23 protein-coding genes are annotated in these 20853 nt (G+C 72.1%); 13 read left to right on the top strand and 10 right to left on the bottom strand.

The window, feature by feature from the left end:
• Positions 1-2: 2 nt before the first annotated feature.
• The 3 genes from ADL29_RS16835 to ADL29_RS16825 all read right to left on the bottom strand — a co-directional run bounded on the left by ADL29_RS16835 (position 3) and on the right by ADL29_RS16825 (position 3343).
• Positions 3-467 (bottom strand): BP74-related protein, encoded by a 465-nt coding sequence (locus tag ADL29_RS16835; RefSeq protein WP_053924453.1) that lies wholly within the window; start codon positions 465-467, stop codon positions 3-5.
• Between the two features lie 255 nt (positions 468-722).
• Positions 723-2363, bottom strand: a complete 1641-nt coding sequence (locus ADL29_RS16830) for an ABC transporter permease (protein ID WP_053924452.1) — start codon at positions 2361-2363, stop codon at positions 723-725.
• A complete protein-coding gene (locus tag ADL29_RS16825) occupies positions 2360-3343 on the bottom strand; it encodes an ABC transporter ATP-binding protein (RefSeq protein WP_053924451.1) in 984 nt (327 codons plus the stop codon). The genes ADL29_RS16830 and ADL29_RS16825 overlap by 4 nt, the downstream gene beginning before the upstream one ends.
• Before the next feature lie 93 nt (positions 3344-3436).
• Here ADL29_RS16825 and ADL29_RS16820 point away from each other — a divergent pair, with 93 nt between their 5' ends.
• From ADL29_RS16820 to ADL29_RS16810, 3 genes are all read left to right on the top strand, one after another.
• Positions 3437-3964 (top strand): GbsR/MarR family transcriptional regulator, encoded by a 528-nt coding sequence (locus ADL29_RS16820; RefSeq protein WP_053924450.1) that lies wholly within the window; start codon positions 3437-3439, stop codon positions 3962-3964.
• 147 nt (positions 3965-4111) lie between these two features.
• Positions 4112-5398, top strand: coding sequence for a sensor histidine kinase (locus ADL29_RS16815; protein ID WP_211274333.1), 1287 nt, complete (start codon positions 4112-4114; stop codon positions 5396-5398).
• A complete protein-coding gene (locus ADL29_RS16810; RefSeq protein WP_053924448.1) occupies positions 5386-6036 on the top strand; it encodes a LuxR C-terminal-related transcriptional regulator in 651 nt (216 codons plus the stop codon). Before ADL29_RS16815 ends, ADL29_RS16810 begins: the two co-directional genes overlap by 13 nt.
• Positions 6037-6155: 119 nt before the next feature.
• Here the strand turns inward: ADL29_RS16810 and ADL29_RS16805 are convergent, their stop codons facing one another.
• On the bottom strand, positions 6156-7136 hold the full coding sequence (locus ADL29_RS16805; protein WP_053924447.1) for a diacylglycerol kinase catalytic domain-containing protein: 981 nt from the start codon (positions 7134-7136) through the stop codon (positions 6156-6158).
• Positions 7137-7372: 236 nt separating this feature from the next.
• Here ADL29_RS16805 and ADL29_RS16800 point away from each other — a divergent pair, with 236 nt between their 5' ends.
• From ADL29_RS16800 to ADL29_RS16790, 3 genes are all read left to right on the top strand, one after another.
• Positions 7373-8659, top strand: a complete 1287-nt coding sequence (locus tag ADL29_RS16800; RefSeq protein ID WP_053924446.1) for an adenylosuccinate synthase — start codon at positions 7373-7375, stop codon at positions 8657-8659.
• Between the two features lie 135 nt (positions 8660-8794).
• Entirely contained in the window at positions 8795-9142 is a 348-nt protein-coding gene (locus tag ADL29_RS16795) for a DUF6247 family protein (protein WP_053924497.1), read from the top strand.
• Positions 9139-9399: a hypothetical protein gene (locus ADL29_RS16790; protein ID WP_053924445.1), complete on the top strand. Its 261-nt coding sequence runs from the start codon at positions 9139-9141 to the stop codon at positions 9397-9399. Before ADL29_RS16795 ends, ADL29_RS16790 begins: the two co-directional genes overlap by 4 nt.
• Before the next feature lie 5 nt (positions 9400-9404).
• Here ADL29_RS16790 and ADL29_RS16785 read toward each other — a convergent pair whose 3' ends face one another.
• Positions 9405-9887, bottom strand: a complete 483-nt coding sequence (locus tag ADL29_RS16785; protein ID WP_053924444.1) for a MarR family winged helix-turn-helix transcriptional regulator — start codon at positions 9885-9887, stop codon at positions 9405-9407.
• Positions 9884-10303, bottom strand: a complete 420-nt coding sequence (locus tag ADL29_RS16780; protein ID WP_053924443.1) for an SRPBCC family protein — start codon at positions 10301-10303, stop codon at positions 9884-9886. The genes ADL29_RS16785 and ADL29_RS16780 overlap by 4 nt, the downstream gene beginning before the upstream one ends.
• A 154-nt stretch (positions 10304-10457) precedes the next feature.
• Between ADL29_RS16780 and ADL29_RS16775 the strand changes: the two genes are divergently transcribed.
• The 5 genes from ADL29_RS16775 (at position 10458) to ADL29_RS16755 (ending at position 12631) form a co-directional block, all read left to right on the top strand.
• Positions 10458-11309: a Scr1 family TA system antitoxin-like transcriptional regulator gene (locus tag ADL29_RS16775; RefSeq protein WP_053924442.1), complete on the top strand. Its 852-nt coding sequence runs from the start codon at positions 10458-10460 to the stop codon at positions 11307-11309.
• A gap of 14 nt (positions 11310-11323) precedes the next feature.
• Positions 11324-11515: a DUF397 domain-containing protein gene (locus ADL29_RS16770; RefSeq protein ID WP_053924441.1), complete on the top strand. Its 192-nt coding sequence runs from the start codon at positions 11324-11326 to the stop codon at positions 11513-11515.
• Between the two features lie 171 nt (positions 11516-11686).
• Positions 11687-11962 carry a hypothetical protein gene (locus ADL29_RS43500; RefSeq protein ID WP_053924440.1) on the top strand — a complete coding sequence of 92 codons (276 nt, stop codon included), beginning with the start codon at positions 11687-11689 and terminating at the stop codon, positions 11960-11962.
• Positions 11959-12243 (top strand): hypothetical protein, encoded by a 285-nt coding sequence (locus ADL29_RS16760; RefSeq protein WP_053924439.1) that lies wholly within the window; start codon positions 11959-11961, stop codon positions 12241-12243. The genes ADL29_RS43500 and ADL29_RS16760 overlap by 4 nt, the downstream gene beginning before the upstream one ends.
• A 127-nt stretch (positions 12244-12370) precedes the next feature.
• Entirely contained in the window at positions 12371-12631 is a 261-nt protein-coding gene (locus ADL29_RS16755) for a hypothetical protein (protein ID WP_053924438.1), read from the top strand.
• 51 nt (positions 12632-12682) lie between these two features.
• Here the strand turns inward: ADL29_RS16755 and ADL29_RS16750 are convergent, their stop codons facing one another.
• The 3 genes from ADL29_RS16750 to ADL29_RS16740 form a co-directional block, all read right to left on the bottom strand.
• On the bottom strand, positions 12683-13597 hold the full coding sequence (locus ADL29_RS16750; protein WP_157878507.1) for a hypothetical protein: 915 nt from the start codon (positions 13595-13597) through the stop codon (positions 12683-12685).
• 35 nt (positions 13598-13632) lie between these two features.
• A complete protein-coding gene (locus ADL29_RS16745; RefSeq protein ID WP_053924436.1) occupies positions 13633-15492 on the bottom strand; it encodes a serine/threonine-protein kinase in 1860 nt (619 codons plus the stop codon).
• 269 nt (positions 15493-15761) lie between these two features.
• Positions 15762-17297: a serine/threonine-protein kinase gene (locus tag ADL29_RS16740; RefSeq protein ID WP_053924496.1), complete on the bottom strand. Its 1536-nt coding sequence runs from the start codon at positions 17295-17297 to the stop codon at positions 15762-15764.
• 609 nt (positions 17298-17906) lie between these two features.
• Between ADL29_RS16740 and ADL29_RS16735 the strand changes: the two genes are divergently transcribed.
• A complete protein-coding gene (locus tag ADL29_RS16735) occupies positions 17907-18701 on the top strand; it encodes a polyphosphate polymerase domain-containing protein (RefSeq protein ID WP_053924435.1) in 795 nt (264 codons plus the stop codon).
• Positions 18702-18886: 185 nt separating this feature from the next.
• On the opposite strand, the gene ADL29_RS16730 is transcribed toward ADL29_RS16735, so the two are convergent.
• Complete coding sequence (locus ADL29_RS16730) at positions 18887-19240, bottom strand: hypothetical protein (RefSeq protein ID WP_053924434.1); 354 nt, start codon at positions 19238-19240, stop codon at positions 18887-18889.
• A 215-nt stretch (positions 19241-19455) separates the two neighbouring features.
• On the opposite strand from ADL29_RS16730, the gene ADL29_RS16725 reads away from it, so the two are divergent.
• Positions 19456-20823: an aspartate aminotransferase family protein gene (locus ADL29_RS16725; RefSeq protein WP_053924433.1), complete on the top strand. Its 1368-nt coding sequence runs from the start codon at positions 19456-19458 to the stop codon at positions 20821-20823.
• Positions 20824-20853: the final 30 nt, after the last annotated feature.

The raw sequence follows: 20853 nt of genomic DNA, 5'->3' as shown, positions 1-20853 counted from the left end.
GGTCAGCCCTTGTGGATCTCCCGCACCAGACGGGACGACCACGGGCACCACATCAGGCCCGGGAGGAAGGCGCCGCCGGCCTCGTCCAGATGCTCCTCGACATAGGGCGTCGTGGCGTCGCACACCTCGATGGCGAAGTCGAAGAAGTCGACGGTGTCGGAGAGGTAATGGAAGCTCCAGTGCGGGTTGTACGGAGCGGGCCGCCTGTCGATCCTGCCGATGAGGTGCGGCCGCGAGGTGGTCGCACCGCTCAGCAGGTCCCGTGCGTGCTGGATCTTGTCCGCTTCGGTGAGCCTGACGACGAACTCCGTGCCGGTGACGTCGGTCATCACGAAGTAGGCCGCCGGCTCGGTCGTGGTGCGGTGCGCGGCGCCACGTACCTGCTCCCCCTGGGCGGGCCCGGCCGCTGTGACGGCGAGCAGTGCAGCCGCCGCGAGCATGCCGATCCTGGTGGTGATGCGTCGCATGAACCCCTCCGGTGCCTTGGGCCGTTACCACGGCCGTGCACACGAAAAGTAACCGTGTGACTACAAATCGCTCTAGCGTTACTGCGGGTTATCGCACCGCCAGGTGAAATGGTGAAACGTCACTGGCAGTTGGGCGGTGAGTGTGCTGGACGGCGGGGCGGAAGTGCGCCGCCGGAGTCCGCTACAGCTCCGGCGGCGCACGCCTCGGGGGGCGGCGGCCCTGACCGGGTGCCCTGACCGGGCGGCCCGGAAGGGTCAGCCCATATCGCGCCGCCGGAGGCCCGTCAGCCCCGCGGCGAGGAAGAGGACCGAGAGGCCCAGCAGCCAGAGGAACGGGGCCGCGGCGGCCTCGCCGCCGGGGAGCTTGGGGAGGTGACCGAAGGGGGAGAGGTCCATCGCCCACTGGGGGAACTTCAGGGACGGGCCGATCCAGCCGATGGCGAGGCAGCCGCCCACCACGGCCCACACGGCGGTCGACGCCTTCGGGAACACCCCGTAGACGAGGGCGGCCAGGGCGGCGAGGACCCAGACGGCGGGGGTCTGGGAGAGCGCGGCGCCGAGCACACGGCCGAGCTGTCCGGTGACGTCACCGGCGGTGATGCCGTAGCTGATGCCCAGCGCCAGGCCGCCCGCGGCCAGGATCACGACCGTGCCGAAGAAGGCGATGGCCAGGTGTCCGCAGGCCCAGCGGAGGCGGCCGACGGCGCCTGCCAGGACCGGTTCGGCGCGGTCGCCGGTCTCCTCGCCGCGCAGCCGGAGCACCGAACCGGCCGCGTAGAGCGCCGCGACCATGCCCAGCATTCCCGTCATGGTGGCCAGGAAGGCGTCGGTCAGGCCCTGCTGGCCGCCCATCCGACGGAAGATCTCCAGGGCCTGGCGGTTGCCGCCGACCAGGTCGGAGGCGCCCTTGGCGATACCGCCGAAGATCCCGCCGGCGCAGAGGAAGCCGAGCGTCCAGCCCAGCAGGGTGGTGCGCTGGAGCCGCCAGGCCAGGCCGAACGGACCGCTCAGCGACCGGGGCGCGCGGGCCGGGCCGGGGCGGGCCGGCAGAAAGCTCATCCCGATGTCGCGACGGGCCGTCAGGGCGTAGGCGGCGGCAACGGCCAGGGCGGTACCGGCGAGCGGAAGAAGGAGGGCCCACCAGCGTTCGTCGGCGTAGGCGCGGACGTTCTCGGCCCAGCCGATCGGGGAGAGCCAGGTGAGCGGGGATCCCGAGGGGGCGGCGGCGTCGCCCGCGGCGCGCAGGGTGAACATGAGGCCGAGGGTCGCGCCGGTCAGGCCCTTGGCCGGCCGGGCGCTCTCGGTGAGCTGCGCGGCGATGGCGGCCAGCCCCGCGAAGAGCATGCCCGTGCCCCCGATGGCGAGCCCCAGCGCGAACGAACCGGCCGCCGGCTGCCCGGACCCGGCCAGCCCGCCCCCGATCAGCACCGCGAGCACGGCATCGGCGATCAGGGCCGCGAGCAGCGCCGCGGTGAGCGGCGCACGGCGCCCCACCATGGCAGCGGAGAGCAGTTCCTGACGCCCCGTCTCCTCTTCCTCGCGGGTGTGCCGTATGACGATCAGCAGGCTCATCACGGCGGCGAGGACCGCGCCGAGGCTGACCATCCGCCAGGCGACCAGGCCGCCGATCGTGTCGCCGAAGACCGGGCCGTACAGCGCGCGCAGCGAGGTGTTGGCGTTCATCGACGCGGCCAGCTCGGCGCGCTTGGCGGCGGTGTCGTACAGGGCCTCGAAGGACGAGCCCATCGCGGCGACGGCCAGCCCGAGGACCAGCACCCAGGCCGGGATCATCACCCGGTCGCGGCGCAGTGCGAGCCGCAACAGGGCGCCGGTGCCCGCCAGATGACGGGGGCCGCGGGCCGGTGCGAGCGCGGCTGCGGCGGCTGCGGCGGTCATCGCGCGCTCGCCCCCTCGTCGCGTACGCCGCCCCGCACGCCCTCCCGTGCGCCGCCGCGCACATCCTCCTGGTAGTGCCGCAGAAAGAGCTCTTCCAGGGTGGGCGGGGTGCTGGTCAGGCTGCGGACGCCGGATTCGCTGAGCGCGCGCAGCACGGCGTCGAGTTTGTCGGTGTCCACCTGGAGTCTGACCCGGTGCCCCTGGCCTTCCTCGATCGCCTGGTGGGCCACGTCGTACACACCCGGGAGGCGGGTGAGGCCGTTGGGCGGGCCCGCCAGCTCGGCGATGACGGAGGTGCGGGTGAGGTGCCGCAGCTGCCCCAGCGAACCGGACTCGACGGTCCGGCCCTTGCGGATGATGCTGACCCGGTCGCACAGCGCCTCGACCTCGGACAGCACATGGCTGGAGAGCAGGACCGTACGGCCCCGGTCGCGCTCCTCGGCGACGCAGCTCTGGAAGACCTCCTCCATCAGCGGGTCCAGTCCCGAGGTCGGCTCGTCCAGGATCAGCACGTCCACATCGGAGGCGAAGGCGGCGACCAGGGCGACCTTCTGGCGGTTGCCCTTGGAGTACGTACGCCCCTTCTTGGTCGGGTCCAGCTCGAACCGCTCCAGCAGCTCGGCCCGCCGCGCGGTGTCGAGCCCTCCCCGCAGCCGGCCGCACAGGTCGATGACCTCCCCGCCGGAGAGATTGCGCCACAGGGTGACGTCCCCGGGGACGTAGGCGACGCGGCGATGGAGCGCGACCGCATCGCGCCAGGGGTCCTTGCCCAGCAGCTGGGCGGTGCCGCCGTCGGCGCGCAGCAGGCCCAGCAGGACGCGGATCGTGGTGGACTTCCCGGCGCCGTTGGGCCCGAGGAAGCCGTGCACCTCACCGGCCTCGACGCTGAGGTCGAGGCCGTCCAGCGCGAGGGTGCGGCCGAACGACTTGCGGAGGCCGGCCACCCGGATCGCGGCAGAGGGAGAGATTGCCTTCGTCATGATTCCGAAGGTACGCTAGATTCATAAATTTGTGAAGCTAATAAACCGTATAAAGTTGGAGCCGCGGTTCTGATCAGGGGAGATGATGCGGACATGAGCGAACAGCACCAGCAGCCGGCGCAGCCGGAGGGGGCGGGGCGTCACACCGAGGCCGTCTCGGATTTCGTCGAGCGGTTCGCCTCGCAGCTCGTCGACGCCGGTATGCCGCGGATGCCCTCCCGCGTGTTCGCCTGCCTGCTGGCCTCCGACTCCGGCGTACTGACCTCGGCCGAGCTCGGCGAACGCCTCCAGGTCAGCCCCGCCGCCGTCTCGGGTGCCGTTCGCTATCTCTCGCAGGTCAACATGCTCAGCCGCGAGCGCGAGCCCGGCTCCCGCCGCGACCGCTACCGCGTCCACAGCGACCAGTGGTACGAGGCCCTCGCCCGCCGCGACAACGTCCTCACCCGCTGGGAGGCCACCCTGCGCGAGGGCATCGACAGCCTCGGCACCACCTCCCCCGCCGCACATCGGATCGGCGAGACCCTCGCCTTCTTCGAGTTCATGCAGGGTGAGCTGGGCGGAATGATGGAGCGCTGGCGCAACCACCGCGACCGGCTGCGGGCGGGGGGCCAGGAGGACTGAGCGGGGCGCCGCGCCGCAGCATCCGCGCCCCGGGACGGCCGCACCCGCGAAGGTGGAGCCTGCTGTAGTGCCCCCGCTCCGCCCGTGCCGCAGACTGATCCGCGTCCGGGAGCGATCAAGGCGCAGCGAGGCAACGGGGGGCAGGCCATGGGGGAACAAGCTGTGGGGGAACAGGCCATGGGGGCGGCGCGACGGGGACGGGAGCCGGGGCAGGTGTGGCGGGGCGGGCGCTATCTGCTGACCGGGCTGCCGACGGCGATGGCGACGATGGTCGCGCTGCCGCTGCTGGCCGTCGGGGTGCTGAGCACCGCGGTGGGCGGACTGGGGCTGGTGGCGTTTCCGCGGATGATGCTGGGGCTGCGGTGGTGGGCCGAGTGGCACCGGGGCCGGGCCGCCGCGCTGCTGGGCGTCCAGGTGTCCGCGCGGCGTGCGGGCCTGCCCAAGGGGGTGCGCGCGCAGTGGCGCCAGGCGGTGCGCGATCCCGCGAGCAGGCAGGACCTGCGCTGGGCGCTCCGCCAGGTGGCGACCGGCATTCCGGCGGGACTGATCGCGCTGGCCGGCTTCGGTGCGGCGGTCGGCACCGTGATCGTGGCCCCGCTGTGGTGGCTGTTCACGGAAGGGGAGCCGCTGCAGCTGCTGGGGGCCGTCCCTGTGACCGGGTGGGGGTCCGCGCTCGGCCTGGGGGCCGTACAGGCCGCCGCCGCGGGGGCGGTGACGTGGTGGGTGGCGCCCCGGCTGGCGCGTGGGCATGCGCGGGGCTGCCTGGCGGCCCTGGAACCGTCCGCCGAGGTCCAACTGGCCGAAAGAGTAGGGGAGTTGACCGAGAGTCGGGCCGGGGTGATGGACGCCCATGGCGCCGAGCTGCGCCGTATCGAGCGTGATCTGCACGACGGGGCACAGGCCCGGCTGGTGGCCATCGCGATGCGGCTGGGCGTGGCCCGCGAGACGCTCCCCGACGACGCCGGGGCGCTGGCCAAGCTGCTCCAGGAGGCCCATGAAGGGGCCGAGGAAGCGATGACGGAGCTGCGCGACGTGATCCGCACGATGTACCCGCCGATCCTCACCGACCGGGGGCTGGAGGGCGCGGTGACCGCCGTGGCCGCGGGGGCGGGCCTACCCGCCGAGGTGGAGCTCGGCGAGCTGGGCAGGCTGCCCGCCGCCGTCGAGGCCGCCGCCTACTTCATCGTCGCGGAGTCGCTCACCAACGCCGCCAAGCACAGCGGCGCGGCCCGTGTACGGGTCCGGCTGACCAGGCACGACGGCCGCCTGCTGATCGAGATCACCGACGACGGGACCGGCGGGGCCGACGAGAGCCGGGGCACCGGCATCATCGGCATCCGCCGCCGGGCGGCCGCCCTGGACGGGACCGTACGGGTCAGCAGCCCGGCCGGCGGACCGACCGCCGTCACGGTGGAGCTGCCGTGCGCGTCGTGATCGCCGAGGACAACGTCCTGCTCTCCGCCGGCCTGGAGCTGATCCTGGGCACCAAGGACATCGAGGTGGCCGCCGTCGTCACCGACGGACCGGGCCTCCTGGAGGCCGTGGCCCGCCACCGGCCGGACGCCCTGATCGTCGACGTACGGCTGCCCCCGACCTTCCGCGACGAGGGCATCAGGGCCGCGCTGAAGATCCGGCAGTCCCATCCCGGGCTGCCGCTCCTCGTCCTGTCGCAGTACGTGGAGAAGGTGTACGCCCGCGAACTGCTCTCCGACGGCTCCGGCGGCGTCGGCTATCTGCTCAAGGACCGGGTCGGCCGGGTCGGCGAGTTCGTCGGCGCGCTGCGCCGGGTCGCCGCGGGCGGCACCGTCATGGACCCCGAGGTCGTCGCCCAGCTGATGACCGCGACCGGCCGCGGCGCCGCCGTCGACTCCCTCACCGCGCGCGAACGGGAGGTGCTCACCCTGATGGCGCGCGGCCTCGGCAACAAGGACATCGGCGAGCGGCTGTTCATCACGGACAACGCCGTGCACAAGCACATCGGCAACATCTTCGCCAAGCTCGGCCTGCCGGTCGCCGACAAGGGCCACCGGCGGGTCCTGGCCGTGCTCACCTATCTCGACAGCCGGGACTGACCGGCAGCGGGGACTGACCGGCAGCCGGGGCCGACCGGCCGGGCCGACGGCCCCTCGCCACCGGAAGGCGGATGACAGGCTGAGGGGCTGAGGGGCTGAGGGGCGGCTTGCGGGCGCCGTCACCCGCCCCTCGGCACCGTAAGCCGCCAGGCCCCCGCCTGTACCGTCCACGTACGGGTCCGGACCGGCCCGCCCACCACCGCATCCGCCCGGTAGTGGAAGTCCGCCCCGGACACCGTCACCGCCCGCGCCCGCGTCCGTACGGGCCGCGCCTCGCCCGGCCAGCGCACCTCGACCTCGGCCAGCCCGCCGCCGCCAACGCCACCGTCATGAACCTCGCCACCGTCACGCCCGGCCGGGGCGGCACCACGGCGGCCCTCCGCCACCCCCGTCAGCCCGGCCGTCCCTGCCCTCGGCCCCGTCACCACCGAAACCCCCCGCACCGGCCGGTCCAGATCCGCCAGCACGACCCCGTCCGCCTCGATCCGCAGCCGGTGCGCGGGCACCCGGCCGCGCCGCCCGGCGAACCCGAGCCCTCCTCCCAGCCCCGCCGCCGGGGCCAGCATCGCCAGCGCCGTACGGGCCGTCCGCGCGGCCGGTCCCCACCAGGTGCGGTGGCCGTCGACCCGCCCGGCATGCTCCACCGGGTGCGCCGGACCCGTCGCGTAGTCCCCCCGGCCGCCCCCGCCCGGGATCCGCAGCCCGCCCAGCACGATGCCGTCGCTGTCATCGGTCAGCAGATCCATGGCCCGCTCCCCGCCGTCCAGAACGGTCCGCGCCGCCGCCACCGCGTCCGTGGGCACCCCCAGGGCCCGGCTCAGCCCGACCGAGGCCGGCGCCCCCACCGGGATCACGGACACCGGCACCTGTCCCAGCTCCCGCTCCTTGTGCAGCAGCCCCACGGTCCGCAGCAGCGCCCGGTCGTCGCCGATCACCACCGGCCGCCGCTGTCCCCGCCGCGCCAGCACCCGGGCGAACTCCTCCGGCCCCTCCGGCAGGCAGATCTTCGCCCCCGCGGCCCCCGCCCCCGCGCTCAGTACATCCCGGGCAATCCGTACGGATTCGCCGTCCGTACGGCGCGCGACCGGGTCGATGACCACGAGCAGGGGGTACCCCCGAACGGAGTCCGCGGGAGAGTCCTCAGAAGGCTGCGCCGACACCTCGGTCCTTCCTCAGGTAGCATCTCGGTGCAAGAGCCCCTTGCGCTATTGCGCCAGGGGCTTCGTCTATTCCGGGGCACCGGTCCGACGGCCCTAGCGATGACGTGGGCGTGAACACGCACGCTAACGCCATCCACGCACGTTGGACATGCCCCGCCCGGAAGGGGTGTACGCCTGTGCCCGCACTTGTGCTGCTCGGTGCTCAGTGGGGTGATGAGGGCAAGGGAAAGGCCACCGACCTGCTCGGTGGATCCGTCGACTATGTGGTGCGCTACCAGGGCGGCAACAACGCCGGCCACACGGTCGTCGTCGGCGACCAGAAGTACGCGCTGCATCTTCTCCCTTCCGGAATCCTCTCGCCGGGGTGCACCCCGGTCATCGGCAACGGTGTCGTCGTCGACCCGGCGGTCCTGCTCTCCGAGCTGAGCGGACTCAACGAGCGCGGCGTCGATACGTCCAAGCTGCTGATCAGCGGTAACGCGCACCTGATCACGCCGTACAACATCACCGTCGACAAGGTGACCGAGCGCTTCCTCGGCAAGCGGAAGATCGGCACCACCGGGCGCGGCATCGGCCCGACCTACGCGGACAAGATCAACCGCGTCGGCATCCGCGTGCAGGACCTCTACGACGAGTCGATCCTGCACCAGAAGGTCGAGGCGGCCCTCGACGTCAAGAACCAGCTGCTCACCAAGCTCTACAACCGCCGCGCCATCGAGGCCGGCCAGGTCGTCGAGGAGCTGCTCGGCTACGCGGACCAGATCAAGGGCTACGTCGCCGACACCACCCTGATCCTCAACAAGGCCCTCGACGACGACAAGGTCGTCCTCTTCGAGGGCGGCCAGGGCACGCTGCTCGACATCGACCACGGCACGTACCCCTTCGTCACCTCCTCGAACCCGACCGCCGGCGGCGCCTGCACCGGCGCCGGCGTCGGCCCGACGAAGATCAGCCGCGTCATCGGCATCCTGAAGGCGTACACCACCCGCGTCGGCGCCGGCCCGTTCCCCACCGAGCTGTTCGACAAGGACGGCGAGGCGCTGCGCACCATCGGCGGCGAGCGGGGCGTCACCACCGGCCGCGACCGCCGCTGCGGCTGGTTCGACGCGGTCATCGCCCGCTACGCGACCCGCGTCAACGGCCTCACGGACTTCTTCCTCACCAAGCTGGACGTCCTGACCGGCTGGGAGCAGATCCCCGTCTGCGTCGCCTACGAGATCGACGGCAAGCGCGTCGAGGAGCTCCCCTACTCCCAGACCGACTTCCACCACGCGAAGCCGGTCTACGAGATGCTGCCGGGCTGGTCCGAGGACATCACCAAGGCGAAGACCTTCGCCGACCTGCCGAAGAACGCACAGGCCTATGTGAAGGCGCTGGAGGAGATGTCGGGCGCCCCGATCTCGGCGATCGGCGTCGGCCCCGGCCGCGACGAGACGATCGAGATCAAGTCGTTCCTGTCGTAGCGACGGCCCGTACGGCTTGGCCAAGGGCCCGCACACCGGTTTCGGCGGTGTGCGGGCCCTTGTGCGCAGGGGGCGGTCGTGTGCTTCACCTGGCGGTACGGTACGGAGACCGACCCGCCCGTACCGGAGGCAACCGTGAGCGCGCAGCCCGACGGCCCGTATGGACCGCTGATCCCGATGCCGGACCTCACCCCTGATGCCTTGCGTGCCGCCGTCGCCAGGATCGCGCCCAGCAAGGTGCCCGCACTCACCCAGCATCTGTTCGAGGCGACGACGAACGCCCAGCAGACGCAGAGCCTTGCTCCCCTCCGTTCGTTCGTCCATTCCTGGGCAGTCTTCGTGGCGATCCAGCGCCACCCGCAGCGGGCCGCTCGCCTCCGCGAGCTGGAAGAGATCGTGGATCTGGGTGAGGCAGACCCGGCGGAGGCGATCGACGAGATCCGCCGGATCCGGGACGCGGCGGAGGCCGAGGCCGGGCTGTGAGCGACTGGACATGGGACTACAACCCGAGCGAGGAGCACGTAGCCGATGGGCTGCCGACGGGTGTGATGGCTGAAGTGGAGCGGCTGGCCACTGAGCTTGCCGCGCTCGGCGATGACGCGGTGAGGATCGGCAGACCCCTCGATCGGGAGGGCGGGCTGAGGGAGTTCGACATCCTCAACGGGCGCGGCTTCATCAGTTTTCTCGCCGTGCCCCGCCACCGGTGTGTCTACGTCTGCAACGTCACGTGGTACGGCTGAGCGTGCTACCGCTGCCCGGGCAGCCGCTCCGGCGCCTCGGCCAAGTGCCGTAGTAACCCGACGAGTTGCCGTCCATCGGTCCCCTTGGCGGTAGCCGCGCCGAAGAACGCCTCGTCGACGCGCTCCACCTCGGCGATGGCCGCCACCGCCGCCTCGGTGCCGCGTTCGGTGATCCGCAGCCGGCGGGCCCTGGTGTCCTGAGGGTCCGTCTCGCGCGAGAGAAAGCCCTTCGCCTCCAGCTTGCGCACCACCTGGGACGTCATCTTGACGTCGGTGCCCGCTTGCGCCGCCAGGGCCTGCTGGTTGGGCGTGTGCCCCTGCTCGTTGAGCCACCAGGCGCACGAGAGCAGGACGAACTGCGCATGGGTCAGGTCGAAGGGGGCCAGTGCCGCCGCGATCTCGCGCTGCCAGCGGAGGGTGGCGTGCCAGAGCCAGAATCCGGGGCTGGTCTCGGGACCCGGGTGACGGTCGGGGCCGGCACCGCTCACGAGGCGGCGACGCAGGCGAGGAGGGCGTCCATGGCCTGGGGGAAGTCCTCGGTGATGGCGGGCCCCAGCTCCGGCCCCACCTCGTCGGCTCCGGCGCCGGTGATCTCCAGCCGGTGCACGACGCGGGTGCCGCCTTCGGGGAGTGGGGTGAGCGTGTGGCTGAACCGCAGGGTGACGCCGCCGAACTCGGTCTCGTCGGCGTAGAGCCGGTCCTCTTCGACGGCCGTGATGACGGAGACGATCGGTTCCTGACCCTTGGGCGTCATCGACACCCGGCTCCCGACCTCGAACGGCCCCTGGAGAGCGACCCGTTCCATGGAGGTGTCCCAGCGGGCCCAGTTGTCCAGGTCGCGCAGCACACGCCAGACGGCCTGGGGCGGAGCGGTGGTTTCGGCGGGGTGGGTGTGGGTCCACATGGTGGCGTTTCCCCGTCTGCTGGGCCACGTAGGGCTGTTGTCAGGGCTGTTGGGTATTTGATCTGCGCGCAGACTATCTGTGCGTGGAGTGGGAGGGAAGGGGTGTCCGGCCGGCGCCGCGGCTAGTCTTTGTGGAGGGAAGGAGGGGGAGGTCATGCCTGCGAGGAAGCCACCCACGGAGCGGCAGCGGCGGCTCGGTGCTGAGCTCCGGAAGATGCGGGAGCATGTGGGGTTGTCGCTTACGGAGGCTGCGGCGACGCATCGCGTGGACAAGACCACGATCAGCAACACGGAGTCTGCCCGGTTCGGTGTCAGTGCGGACCGGGTTCGCGTCTGGGCCACGAACTACTCCTGCCCGGACCGGGAATACGTTGACGCGCTCGCCGATATGGCACGGGAGCGTGGCACGAATTGGTGGGACGAGTACCGCGACGCCCTCCCCGCGGGAGTGCTGGATCTCGCCGAGGTCGAACACCACGCAGCCGCCTTCCGGGCGGTGCAGCTCACACATATGCCGGGACTTCTTCAGCACGAGGAATACGCGCGCGCTGTCTTCGCCGAAGCCGTACCCGCGCTGACTCCGGAGGACCTTGAACGCAAGGTTGCGTTCCGCATAAGGCGCAGCGCTGTACTCGACCGTGCGCAACCGCCGAAGTGCGTTTTCCTCGTGCACGAAGCGGCCTTGCGCATGCGATTCGGCGGCCGGGACGTGGCCAAGACTCAGCTGGACCACCTGCTGAAGCAGTCCGAGCGTAAGAACGTGACGATCCGCATTATCCCGTTCGCGGCTGGCGGCTTCCCCAGCGCAGGGAATTCAACTCTCTATGTGTACGGACCTGTTGCGCAGCTCGACACGGTGCAGTCGGACACCCCGATGGGGTCGAGATTTCTCCATTCCGAGACCCATCTCGCGAATTACCGGGTGGTTCTGGATCGGATGGAGCAGCGCTCGCTCGACCCAGACCGCTCACGGGACTTCATCCGTGAAGTGACTCAGCAAGTTTGAAGGCGTGATGAAGAGTGGAACTTCGATGGCGTAAGTCCTCGTTCTCGGAGGACAACGACGGCAACTGCCTTGAGCTCGCCTCGTGTGACGGCGGCGTTCTGGTGCGGGAGAGCGATGCCCCTGACGTGGTGGTCGCGATCGCGCCGCAGAGGCTGCAAGCCTTCCTGGCAAGCGTCAAGGCTGGCCGGTTCGACGACCGGACCTGATCGGCATATGCCAGTTCCCCTCTAGTTGCCGCATCAATGTTGATGCGGAATGCTCCTCGGCGCTACCGTCACGACTGCAGGCTGTAGTTGTGTAATTGCGCCACGCAGCAAGGCGCCCCGGCGGTGTGTCCGCACCCCGGGGCATGGCCAACGCTAGTAAGGAGCGTCAACATGGCCCACATTATCGGGTCCGCCCTCGTCCGAACGCTCATCCGCGTCCTCGCGCTACTAGTACCCCCAACTGGCTTACGACGTAAGGACATTGAGGCACCCAACGCCCAAGTCGCCCGGCCCCGCCGCCGTACCGCGCAGGCGCCGCCCGTGCCCACCCGCCACCCCGACCTCCACCTCCCCCTCCTCAACGACACCAGCCCCCTCGCCCGCCCCTACCTCCCCGCCTACGAGCGCCAGATGGCGCACCCCGACCTCGTGGCGGTGGGCGTATGAACGGCCCCAACGGCCTCCCCTACGGGCTGCGCGTCAGCCGCGTACCCGGCAAGCCCGTGCACCGCGACGAGGGCGGCCAGTACGCCATCCACCTCTGGCTCCGCCAGGACGGCCAATTCAACGGCGACCTCGCGCTCACCCTCTCGCCCGTAGAGGCCGAACTCCTCCACGCCCAGCTCTGCTTCGCGCTGGACGGTGAGCCGGTGACGACGTACGACGACGTCACCCCGGACTGCCGGAAGGAGCCCCGGCATGCCGCCTCGCGGATGCGGTGGCCGTGAAGGGGGGAGGCGCGCGGCCGGCGGATCGCCCCGCAGTTGCGGGACCCCGGGGCCTGGCGAACAGTGGGAACGGAGACGGGCCGTGGATCACGGAACCGTCGACATTCCCCGTCGAAAGGTCGCAGCGATGAGCCTGCACATCGACAGCATCGAACCTCCGCAAGGCGAGGAAGGCCAGCAGTGGGTCACCCTCCGTGGGGAGCTGGACCAAGTCACCACGGTGTGCTGGGGAGATGCCGAGCTCAGCGCGAAGGACTGGTACGAGGAGACCTACCCGGACGGGCACACGGAGCTGGACGTCACGGTTCCGGCGGGTAGGGGGACCGTGCACGTCGTCGCCTTCGGGGGTGGGGAGAAGAGCAACGACGTGGAATTCACCTACGTGTGACGGTCACCCGCGGGTGACCTGGGAGCGGCGCCGTTGCGTGAACGGCGTCGCTCAGGGCGCCGTCCGCGGCAGCCCGGCCGGCGGGGCGTCGAGGATCCGGACGGCGCCCGCGTCGGTGAGGGCGGCCGTGACCGCGGCCGTGTCCGTGCCGTGGACGGCTATGTGGGTGCCCTCAAGGGCCGGGTGGTCGACCCGGTGAACGGCGGTGCGCCCGTCCTCGGTGGTCCAGATTTCCTCGGACCAGCCGGGGCCGGGGCCGGAGGCGGGACCGCCCGCGACCGCGATGAGCCAGTCGCCGTCCCAGCCGCAGCTGTGCACCGCCTCGGCGGCGCCGGGGCCGTGCAGCCAGGTGACGGGGCGCGGGATCTGCCGGGCGCCCGACCCCGGGCGTGCGGTGACCCAGTCCTCGTCGCCGTCCACCGGCACTTCCGGGCGGAGCACCTCGGCGAGCCCGCTCGGCTGCTCCTTGCGCACGACGGGCGGGTCTGACAGGTCGGCGGCGATCTGCAGGGCGTAGGCGGCCAGGTCGCGTACGCGTGCGTCGTCGGCCGCGGCGGCGCGCTGGAGCAGGTCCAGGCTCTCCGGCTCGACGGGGCCGCCGCCGGTCGCCATGACGAGGGCGACCATGAGCTGCGGGTCGCCGTCGGGCTCCGCCTCGAGCTGGGCGCGGATCATCTGCTCGCTCCAGCCGCGGAGCTGGTCGCCGACCATCTGGCGGACCGCGAGGGCGTCCTCGAGGACTCCGGTGCGTATCAGGACCGCTGTGACGGGGACGTCCACGGCGCGCGCCTCGATCAGCAGGTCGCCGGACCGGTCGGCGTAGAGCGTCGCCAGGACCTCGGTGCCGAACATGCCGCTGCCGTAGCGGGAAAAGACCTTTCCCGACACGTCGGCGACTGCCTTGAGGAGGGCGTCGTCCACTTCCGCGGTGGACGGCACCACCAGCGCGCACCGGACCATTCCCATCCCGCAGCCCCCGTTTTCGCGATCGGTCGAATCCGTCAATACGACGTGGTGGTATGGGAGTTCGGTTCCGGCGTCACGGAAGTCCGGGGCCGGGAGTAGGTGCGCGGGGCCTCGTCCTTGCCCAGGAAGTCGCGGCGGAGGGCGCCGTCCGCGGTGAGGCGCAGGACGGAGGTGCTGCTCGGCTCGCAGCCGGGGGCGGCGTGGTCGATCACCGACGGGCCGACGGTGAGGCGGCCGTTCTCCGCTGCGTACAGAGCGGCGTGCGCCGTGCAGCGGCCGGCGGGGCCCTCGACGAGGGTGGTCAGGACGGTGCTGCCCGCCGGGGCCCGCTTGATGGTGAGCTGCTGGGTGCCGGTGCCGTCGGGGGCCGGGCGCTGCCAGGTGCCGAGGAAGGCGGCCGGGACGGTTTCGGCGGCGGGGCGGGTGCGGTGGAGGGTGGCGGTGCGGCCCGCCGCGGCCCAGCGCAGGGTGCCCGCGCCGCCCGCCTCCAGGGTGTGCTCGCCGAGCGCGGCGCAGCGGCCCGTGGGGACGGACCGTACGACCTTGGTGTCCAGACGGAGGGCGGGGCGGCCGTCGTGCGCGAGGACGGACACCAGAGTGCCGTCGCTGCGGCACTCGTAGGTCACGCCGAGGCTGGTGCTGTTGGCGACCACCTCGCCGACCTTGCCGCGGGAGATCACGAAGCGGCGCTGCTGGCCGGTGGGCTCGCCGTCCCGCAGGACCTGCCCGGACCAGGTGCCGACGTAGCGGGCGGGGATGTCGGAGGAGGAGCCGGTGCCCGTGCCGCCGGTGAGCAGGGGGACGGCGAGGGCGGTGGCGGCCGCTGCGACGACGGCCGTGGCGAGGAGGGGGAGCCAGCGGCGGCGCCCGGCGGGGGCGGCGTCCGCCGGACCGGGTGCCGGCCTCGGCGCCACCCTGGTCGTCGTCAGGGTCGGCGGCTGCCCGTCCGGCGGGGTGTCCGTGTCCAGGAGGCGTACGGCGTGCCGGCCCAGGCTCGCGATGAGTTCGGCGGGCAGCCAGGCGCCCGCCCCCTGGCCGCCGGGGGCCGGCCCGAGCCGGGCGGCGATCTCCTCGGGGGCGGGGCGCGCCGCCGGATCCTTGGCCAGGCAGTCCTCGATCAGGCCGCGGATGCCCTCCGGCGCACCGGCCAGATCCGGCTCGTCCTGCGCGATCCTGAACATCACCGCGTGCACGCCCGACGCGGCGCTGCCGAACGGCTGCCGCCCGGTGGCCGCGTACGCCAGCACCGAGCCGACACAGAAGACGTCGCTGGCCGGGCCGATGCGATGGCCCTGCACCTGCTCGGGCGACATGAAGCTGGGGGAGCCGACGACCATGCCCGTACGGGTCTGGGTCTGGTCGCCGACCGCGTCCAGGGCGCGGGCGATGCCGAAGTCGATGACGCGGGGGCCGTCGATGGTGAGCAGGACGTTGGACGGCTTCAGGTCGCGGTGGACGAGGCCGACGCCGTGGATGTCGAGAAGCGCGGAGGACAGGCCGTAGGCGAGGCGGCGCAAGGAGAATTCCGGGAGCGGGCCGTACGTTCCCGCCCGGCCGTACGCGTCCCGTTGAGTGCCGACGACCTCGTTCAGCGCGGCGCCCGCGATGTAACCGGTGGCGACCCAGGGGATGTCGGCCTCGGTGTCGGCGTCCAGAACCGGCGCCGTCCAGCGTCCGCCGACCCGGCGCGCCGCCGCGACCTCGGCACGGAAGCGGTCCCGGAACTCCTCCTCGGCGGCCAGTTCGGCCTTCACCAGCTTCACGGCGACGGTCCGGCCGCCCTCGGAACGGGCGAGATAGACCCGGCCCATCCCGCCGCTGCCGAGGCGGCCGATCAGCCGGTAGTCCCCGATCCCGTGCGGATCGTCGGCGGTCAGCCCGCGCAGGCCGTCCATCGGTGCGCATTCCCCCGTCCCGTTCCCGTGCCTGCGCCTGTGCGTGGTGCCTGTGGCGCTGCCTTGTGCCGGTGGCGCGTTGCGGCGGCAGGCGTGCGGTCCGCATGAGAGTAGGCGGCTCGGGGTCGCGCAACGGCCGACGGAGCGTCACGACCGGAAAACGATCGGGACGGCGGAGGCCTGCCCGGGGGAGGCCCGGTCCTCGGGGACCAGCCCCTCTGGCTGGACGTCAGCCCTTCTGGCTGGACGTCAGCCCTTCTGGCTGGACGTCAGCCCTTCTTGCTGTACGTCTTCGGTGCCTGGCCCTCCATGGCACGCCGCAGTTTGCCGTCCACCATCTCCAGGGTGCTGGGGGAGCCGGGGCTGCAGTTCGTGGGCTTGCCGGCCACCACCATGGAGGGCCCGAGGCGGACCGGCGGCCCCGCCTTCACCAGGGAGGCCCTGAACTCACATCGGTACGCGGGCCCGGTGGCCGTCATCGTCAGTACGGTGTCGCCCGGCGAGCCCTGCTTGAGCGTGAAGCGGTAGACGGCGGCGCCGGTGCCGGCCGGGGCCTCCCAGGTGCCCAGGTAGTCCGCGGGGATGCCGCCGTTCCCCGCGTGCCGGTCCGGCCCCTGCCCGTCCTTGCCCTGTTTGCCTTCCACCCGTACGCCGTCGTCCTTGTTCAGCAGCAGGTACGTGGTGGCCGCACCGGCCAGGACGAGCAGGACGGCGGCCATCAGGGCGCCGCCGACGCGTCTGCGGCGGCGGGGCGGCCGGGGCGCCACCGACGCCGGTGGCGGGGTGAGCGGCGGGTGCGGGGCGGTCGCGGGCGACTCACCCTCGGGGTTCTCCGCCTCGAGCAGCTCGATGGCGTGCCGCCCCAGCCGGGCGATCAGCGCGCCCGGCAGCCAGGGCTCGTCATCGGCCGCGGACTCGGCCGCGGACTCACCGGTGGTGTCGGCGGCGGTGTCGACGGTGGTATCGGCAGCATCGGCGGTCCCGGTGGCGGAACCCTCCGCCATCGCCAGCAGCCGGGCGGGCGTGGGGCGTTGGTCCGGGTCCTTGGCCAGGCAGGCGGCGACCAGGTCGTGCAGCCCGGCCGGCAGCGTGGAGAGATCGGGCTCCTCCTGGGCGATGCGGTACATCACCGCATGCACCCCGGTCTCGGTCGTGCCGAACGGCTGCCGCCCGGTGGCCGCGTACATCAGGACCGACCCGAGGCTGAAGATGTCACAGGCCGGACCGATGGCCTTGCCGCGTACCTGCTCGGGCGCCATGAAGCCGGGTGAGCCGACCGTCGCGCCGGTACGGGTCATGCCGTTGTCGGTGACCGCCTCCAGGGCGCGGGCGATACCGAAGTCGATGACGCGGGGGCCGTCGATGGTGAGCAGGACGTTGGACGGCTTGAGGTCGCGGTGGACGATGCCGGCGGCGTGGATCGCCTGGAGGGCGCGGGCCAGCCCGGACGCCAGGATGCGTACGGTCCGTTCGGGCAGCGGGGTACCGCCGCGGCCGACCACCTGCTGAAGGGACGGGCCGGCGATGTAGCCGGTGGCGACCCAGGGCGTTTCGGCCTCGGTGTCCGCGTCCAGAACGGGCGCGGTCCACTCCCCGCCGACCTGCTGCGCGGCCCGCACCTCCCGCCGGAAGCGGGCCCGGAACTCCTCCTGGTCGGCCAGTTCTCCGCGGACGAGCTTGACCGCGACCGTCCGCCCGCGGTCCGAACGGGCCAGGAACACCGTGCCCATCCCGCCCTCGCCGAGCCGCGCGATCAGGCGGTAGTCCCCGATGCGCTGCGGGTCCCCGGCCCTGAGCGGCGCCAGCCCGCCGGGCCGTCTGGCCCGTCCGGCGCCCCCCTGCTCCTGCCCAGCACGTCCCGGCTGTTCCACGATCCGTCGCCCTTTCCCCCGGATCCGCCCTGCCCGCGGCCCGTGTCCGCGGTGAGGATATACAGCAGCCCGCGGGCCGGAAGAGGCGGAGCGGCCCCGCGTCCTTAACCCCTGGTGGGGGAGCGCTTAACCCTGTGGTTCCCAGCATTCGTCGCCCGCGACGGACCTGTGACGCCGAGCAGGGAGTGGTGGACGCGCACCCTCCCTCATGCCTCAAGGTCAGGGGAAGTGCCCCCCTCGCCGTGATTCCCCCGGACGGGGTGCACTCCGGCCAGGACGCCCTCCGCTCCGACCTGGCCCGACGCCTCGGCGAGCCGCTGACATGGCGGATACAACGGGTGGACTTTGTCCGGGACTTGACGGTGATGGACATCCGATTCCGCGCCCCGGAACTTTCCGGGGGTACGGAACGTAGAACGCGTACCGCGCCCGCGGCGGATGCCTCCCGCAGCCCGCAGCGCAGAGCCCGGCACCGAGCACCGCGCAGCCCGCCACCCGGCCCCGCACGATCCCCCGTCCCCCTTCCCCCGCCAAGGAGACCGTGTGATCCCCGCCGTACGAGCCCTCGCCCGCGCCGCCATGGCCGCGCGCCCGGTCCCGCTCGCCGACGTCCAGGCACGGGCCGAACTCCTCGCCCGCTTCGACCACAGCTATCTCGTCCCGGTCGAGGTCTTCACCGCCTTCGCGGCCGAGCTCACCGACCGGCGGCGGCCCGGCGGCCCGTTCGCCGCGCTGTGCATCAACGGCCGCCGCTGGTTCCGCTACCAGTCCGTCTATTACGACACCCCCGACCTGCGGTCCTTCCACGACCACCGGCAGGGCCGCCGACTGCGCTACAAGATCCGCGAGCGGCTCTACGAGGACACCGGGGAGCGGCAGTTCGAGATCAAGCTCAAGGGGCGCCGCGGCGAGACGGTCAAACACCGGCAGCCGCTGATGCCGGGCGACGAGCCCCTCGGCGCGGCCCCGCGCGGCTTCCTCGCCTCCGTACTGGACCGTTCCTACGGCATCGCCGCCCCCGCCGAGCTGGGCCGTTCCCTCCAGACCGCATACACCCGCGCCACCCTCGTCGCCGACGGCCAGCGCATCACCTGCGACGCGGCCCTGCTCTGCCGCGACCTGGAGACCGGCCGCACGGTACGGGCCGACGGCGGACTGGTCCTCGTCGAGACCAAGACCACCGGCCATCTGACCGAGGCCGACCGGCTGCTGCGCGGCTACGGCGTGCACGCCGCCGAATTCACCAAATACTGCGGCGGATTGGCGGCGCTGCGCCCGGACCTCACCGCCCATCACTGGCAGCGGGCGGTGCGTACGGCGTTTCCTGCGGCTGCCTGAGGGCCGGGGCGGGATGTTTCACGTGAAACCGGCCGTCTGAAGCAGAGTGTCTGAAGCGGGACGTGGGAAACCGGCCGTCTGAAGTCGCATGTTTCACGTGAAACCAGCGTCTGCGCAACGCAGTTCACGGCCGGACCCGGACCAGGCACCGGCCCGACCGGCACTGGCAGAACCGGGCGGCGGCCCTACCCGGCAACAATCCGCCGCCCGACCAGCCATCGGCTGAGTTCCTCAGGGCGGATGAGCGGAAGCTGCCCGCCCCACGTGCTCCAGTCCAGGCCGCTGCCCAGGTGCAAGGTCAGCACGCCGAGGACCTTGCCCAGCTCTCCCCGGACCGTGAACGTCACATCGCCGAAGCACATGCAGACAAAGCCCCCGGCCGTGCCGTCGACCTCCAGCAGCCCGGCCAGCTCGGCGATCTCGCCGGCGTCGCCCACCATGGCGCTCCGTACCTGCTCGTCCGGCCCGACGGGACGCACCTCGACCGAACGGGCCGCCGCCCACAGCCCGTCGATCTCTCTCAAACCCATCGTGCCCATGCCCCCGCCTCCGCCTCCGGTCCCCGGCTGCCGCTCCGCTGGAGCTTCCTCCAACCCCGCAGACATCCCGCCCGTTCCGTAGACATTCTGTCCGCGCGCGTGGTGAGCGCCATACACACTGTCGGTACCGGACAGCGGACCGTGATCCTTAGGCTGAAGGCGTCCGCCGGGCCTGTCCACCGGCGGCCCGAGCGACCCGATCCGAGGTACTGACCGTGACCACGACGCCCCCTGCTTCCGCCGCTGACGGTGCGGCCGTCAAGGCCGCCGACCGCGCGCACGTCTTCCACTCCTGGTCCGCGCAGGGCCTTATCGACCCGCTGCCGGTCGCGGGTGCCGAGGGCTCGTACTTCTGGGACTACGACGGCAACCGCTACCTCGACTTCTCCTCCCAGCTGGTCAACACCAACATCGGCCACCAGCACCCCAAGGTCGTCGCCGCGATCCAGGAGCAGGCCGCCAAGCTGTGCACCATCGCGCCCGGCTTCGCCGTCGACGTACGGTCCGAGGCCGCCCGGCTGATCGCCGAGCGCACCCCCGGCGATCTCGACAAGATCTTCTTCACCAACGGCGGCGCGGAGGCCGTGGAGAACGCGGTACGGATGGCCCGGCTGCACACCGGCCGCGCCAAGGTGCTCTCCACCTACCGCTCGTACCACGGCGCCACCGCCGCCGCGATCAACCTGACCGGCGACCCGCGCCGCTGGCCCTCCGACACCGCCTCGGCGGGCGTCGTCCACTTCTGGGGCCCGTTCCTCTACCGCTCGCCCTTCCACGCCGAGAACGAGCAGCAGGAGTGCGAGCGCGCCCTGGCGCACCTCGAGGAGACCCTCGCCTTCGAGGGCCCGCAGTCGATCGCCGCGATCATCCTGGAGACCGTCCCGGGCACCGCCGGGATCATGGTCCCGCCGCCCGGCTACCTCGCCGGCGTCCGCGAGATATGCGACCGCTACGGCATCGTCTTCATCCTCGACGAGGTCATGGCGGGCTTCGGCCGCACCGGCGAGTGGTTCGCCGCCGACCACTTCGGCGTCACCCCTGACCTGCTGACCTTCGCCAAGGGCGTCAACTCCGGGTATGTCCCGCTGGGCGGCGTGGCGATCAGCGCCGAGATCGCCGCGACCTTCGACAAGCGGCCCTACCCGGGCGGTCTGACGTACTCCGGGCACCCCCTGGCCTGCGCCTCCGCCGTCGCGACGATCAACGCGATGGCCGAGGAGCGGATCGTGGAGAACGCCGCCGAGATCGGTGCGAAGGTCATCGGCCCGGCCCTCCGCGAGATCGCCGAGCGGCACCCCTCGGTGGGCGAGGTCCGCGGTCTGGGCGTCTTCTGGGCGCTCGACCTGGTCAGGAACAAGGAGACCCGCGAGCCGCTGGTCCCGTACAACGCCTCCGGCGCCGCCAACGCCCCGATGGCCGAATTCGCCGCGGCCTGCAAGCGCGGCGGTCTGTGGCCGTTCGTGAACATGAACCGCACGCATGTCGTCCCGGCCTGCACGGTCACCGAGGCCGAGGCGAAGGAGGGCCTGGCCGCCCTGGACGAGGCCCTGACGGTGGCCGACGCGCACACCGACGCGGCCTGAGCCCGGAGCCGTAAGGGCTTCCCAGGAGCT

Origin of the sequence: Streptomyces chattanoogensis, from assembly GCF_001294335.1 — a bacterium.
GTDB lineage: Bacteria > Actinomycetota > Actinomycetes > Streptomycetales > Streptomycetaceae > Streptomyces > Streptomyces chattanoogensis.
This window is presented reverse-complemented; position numbering and strand designations above follow the sequence as displayed.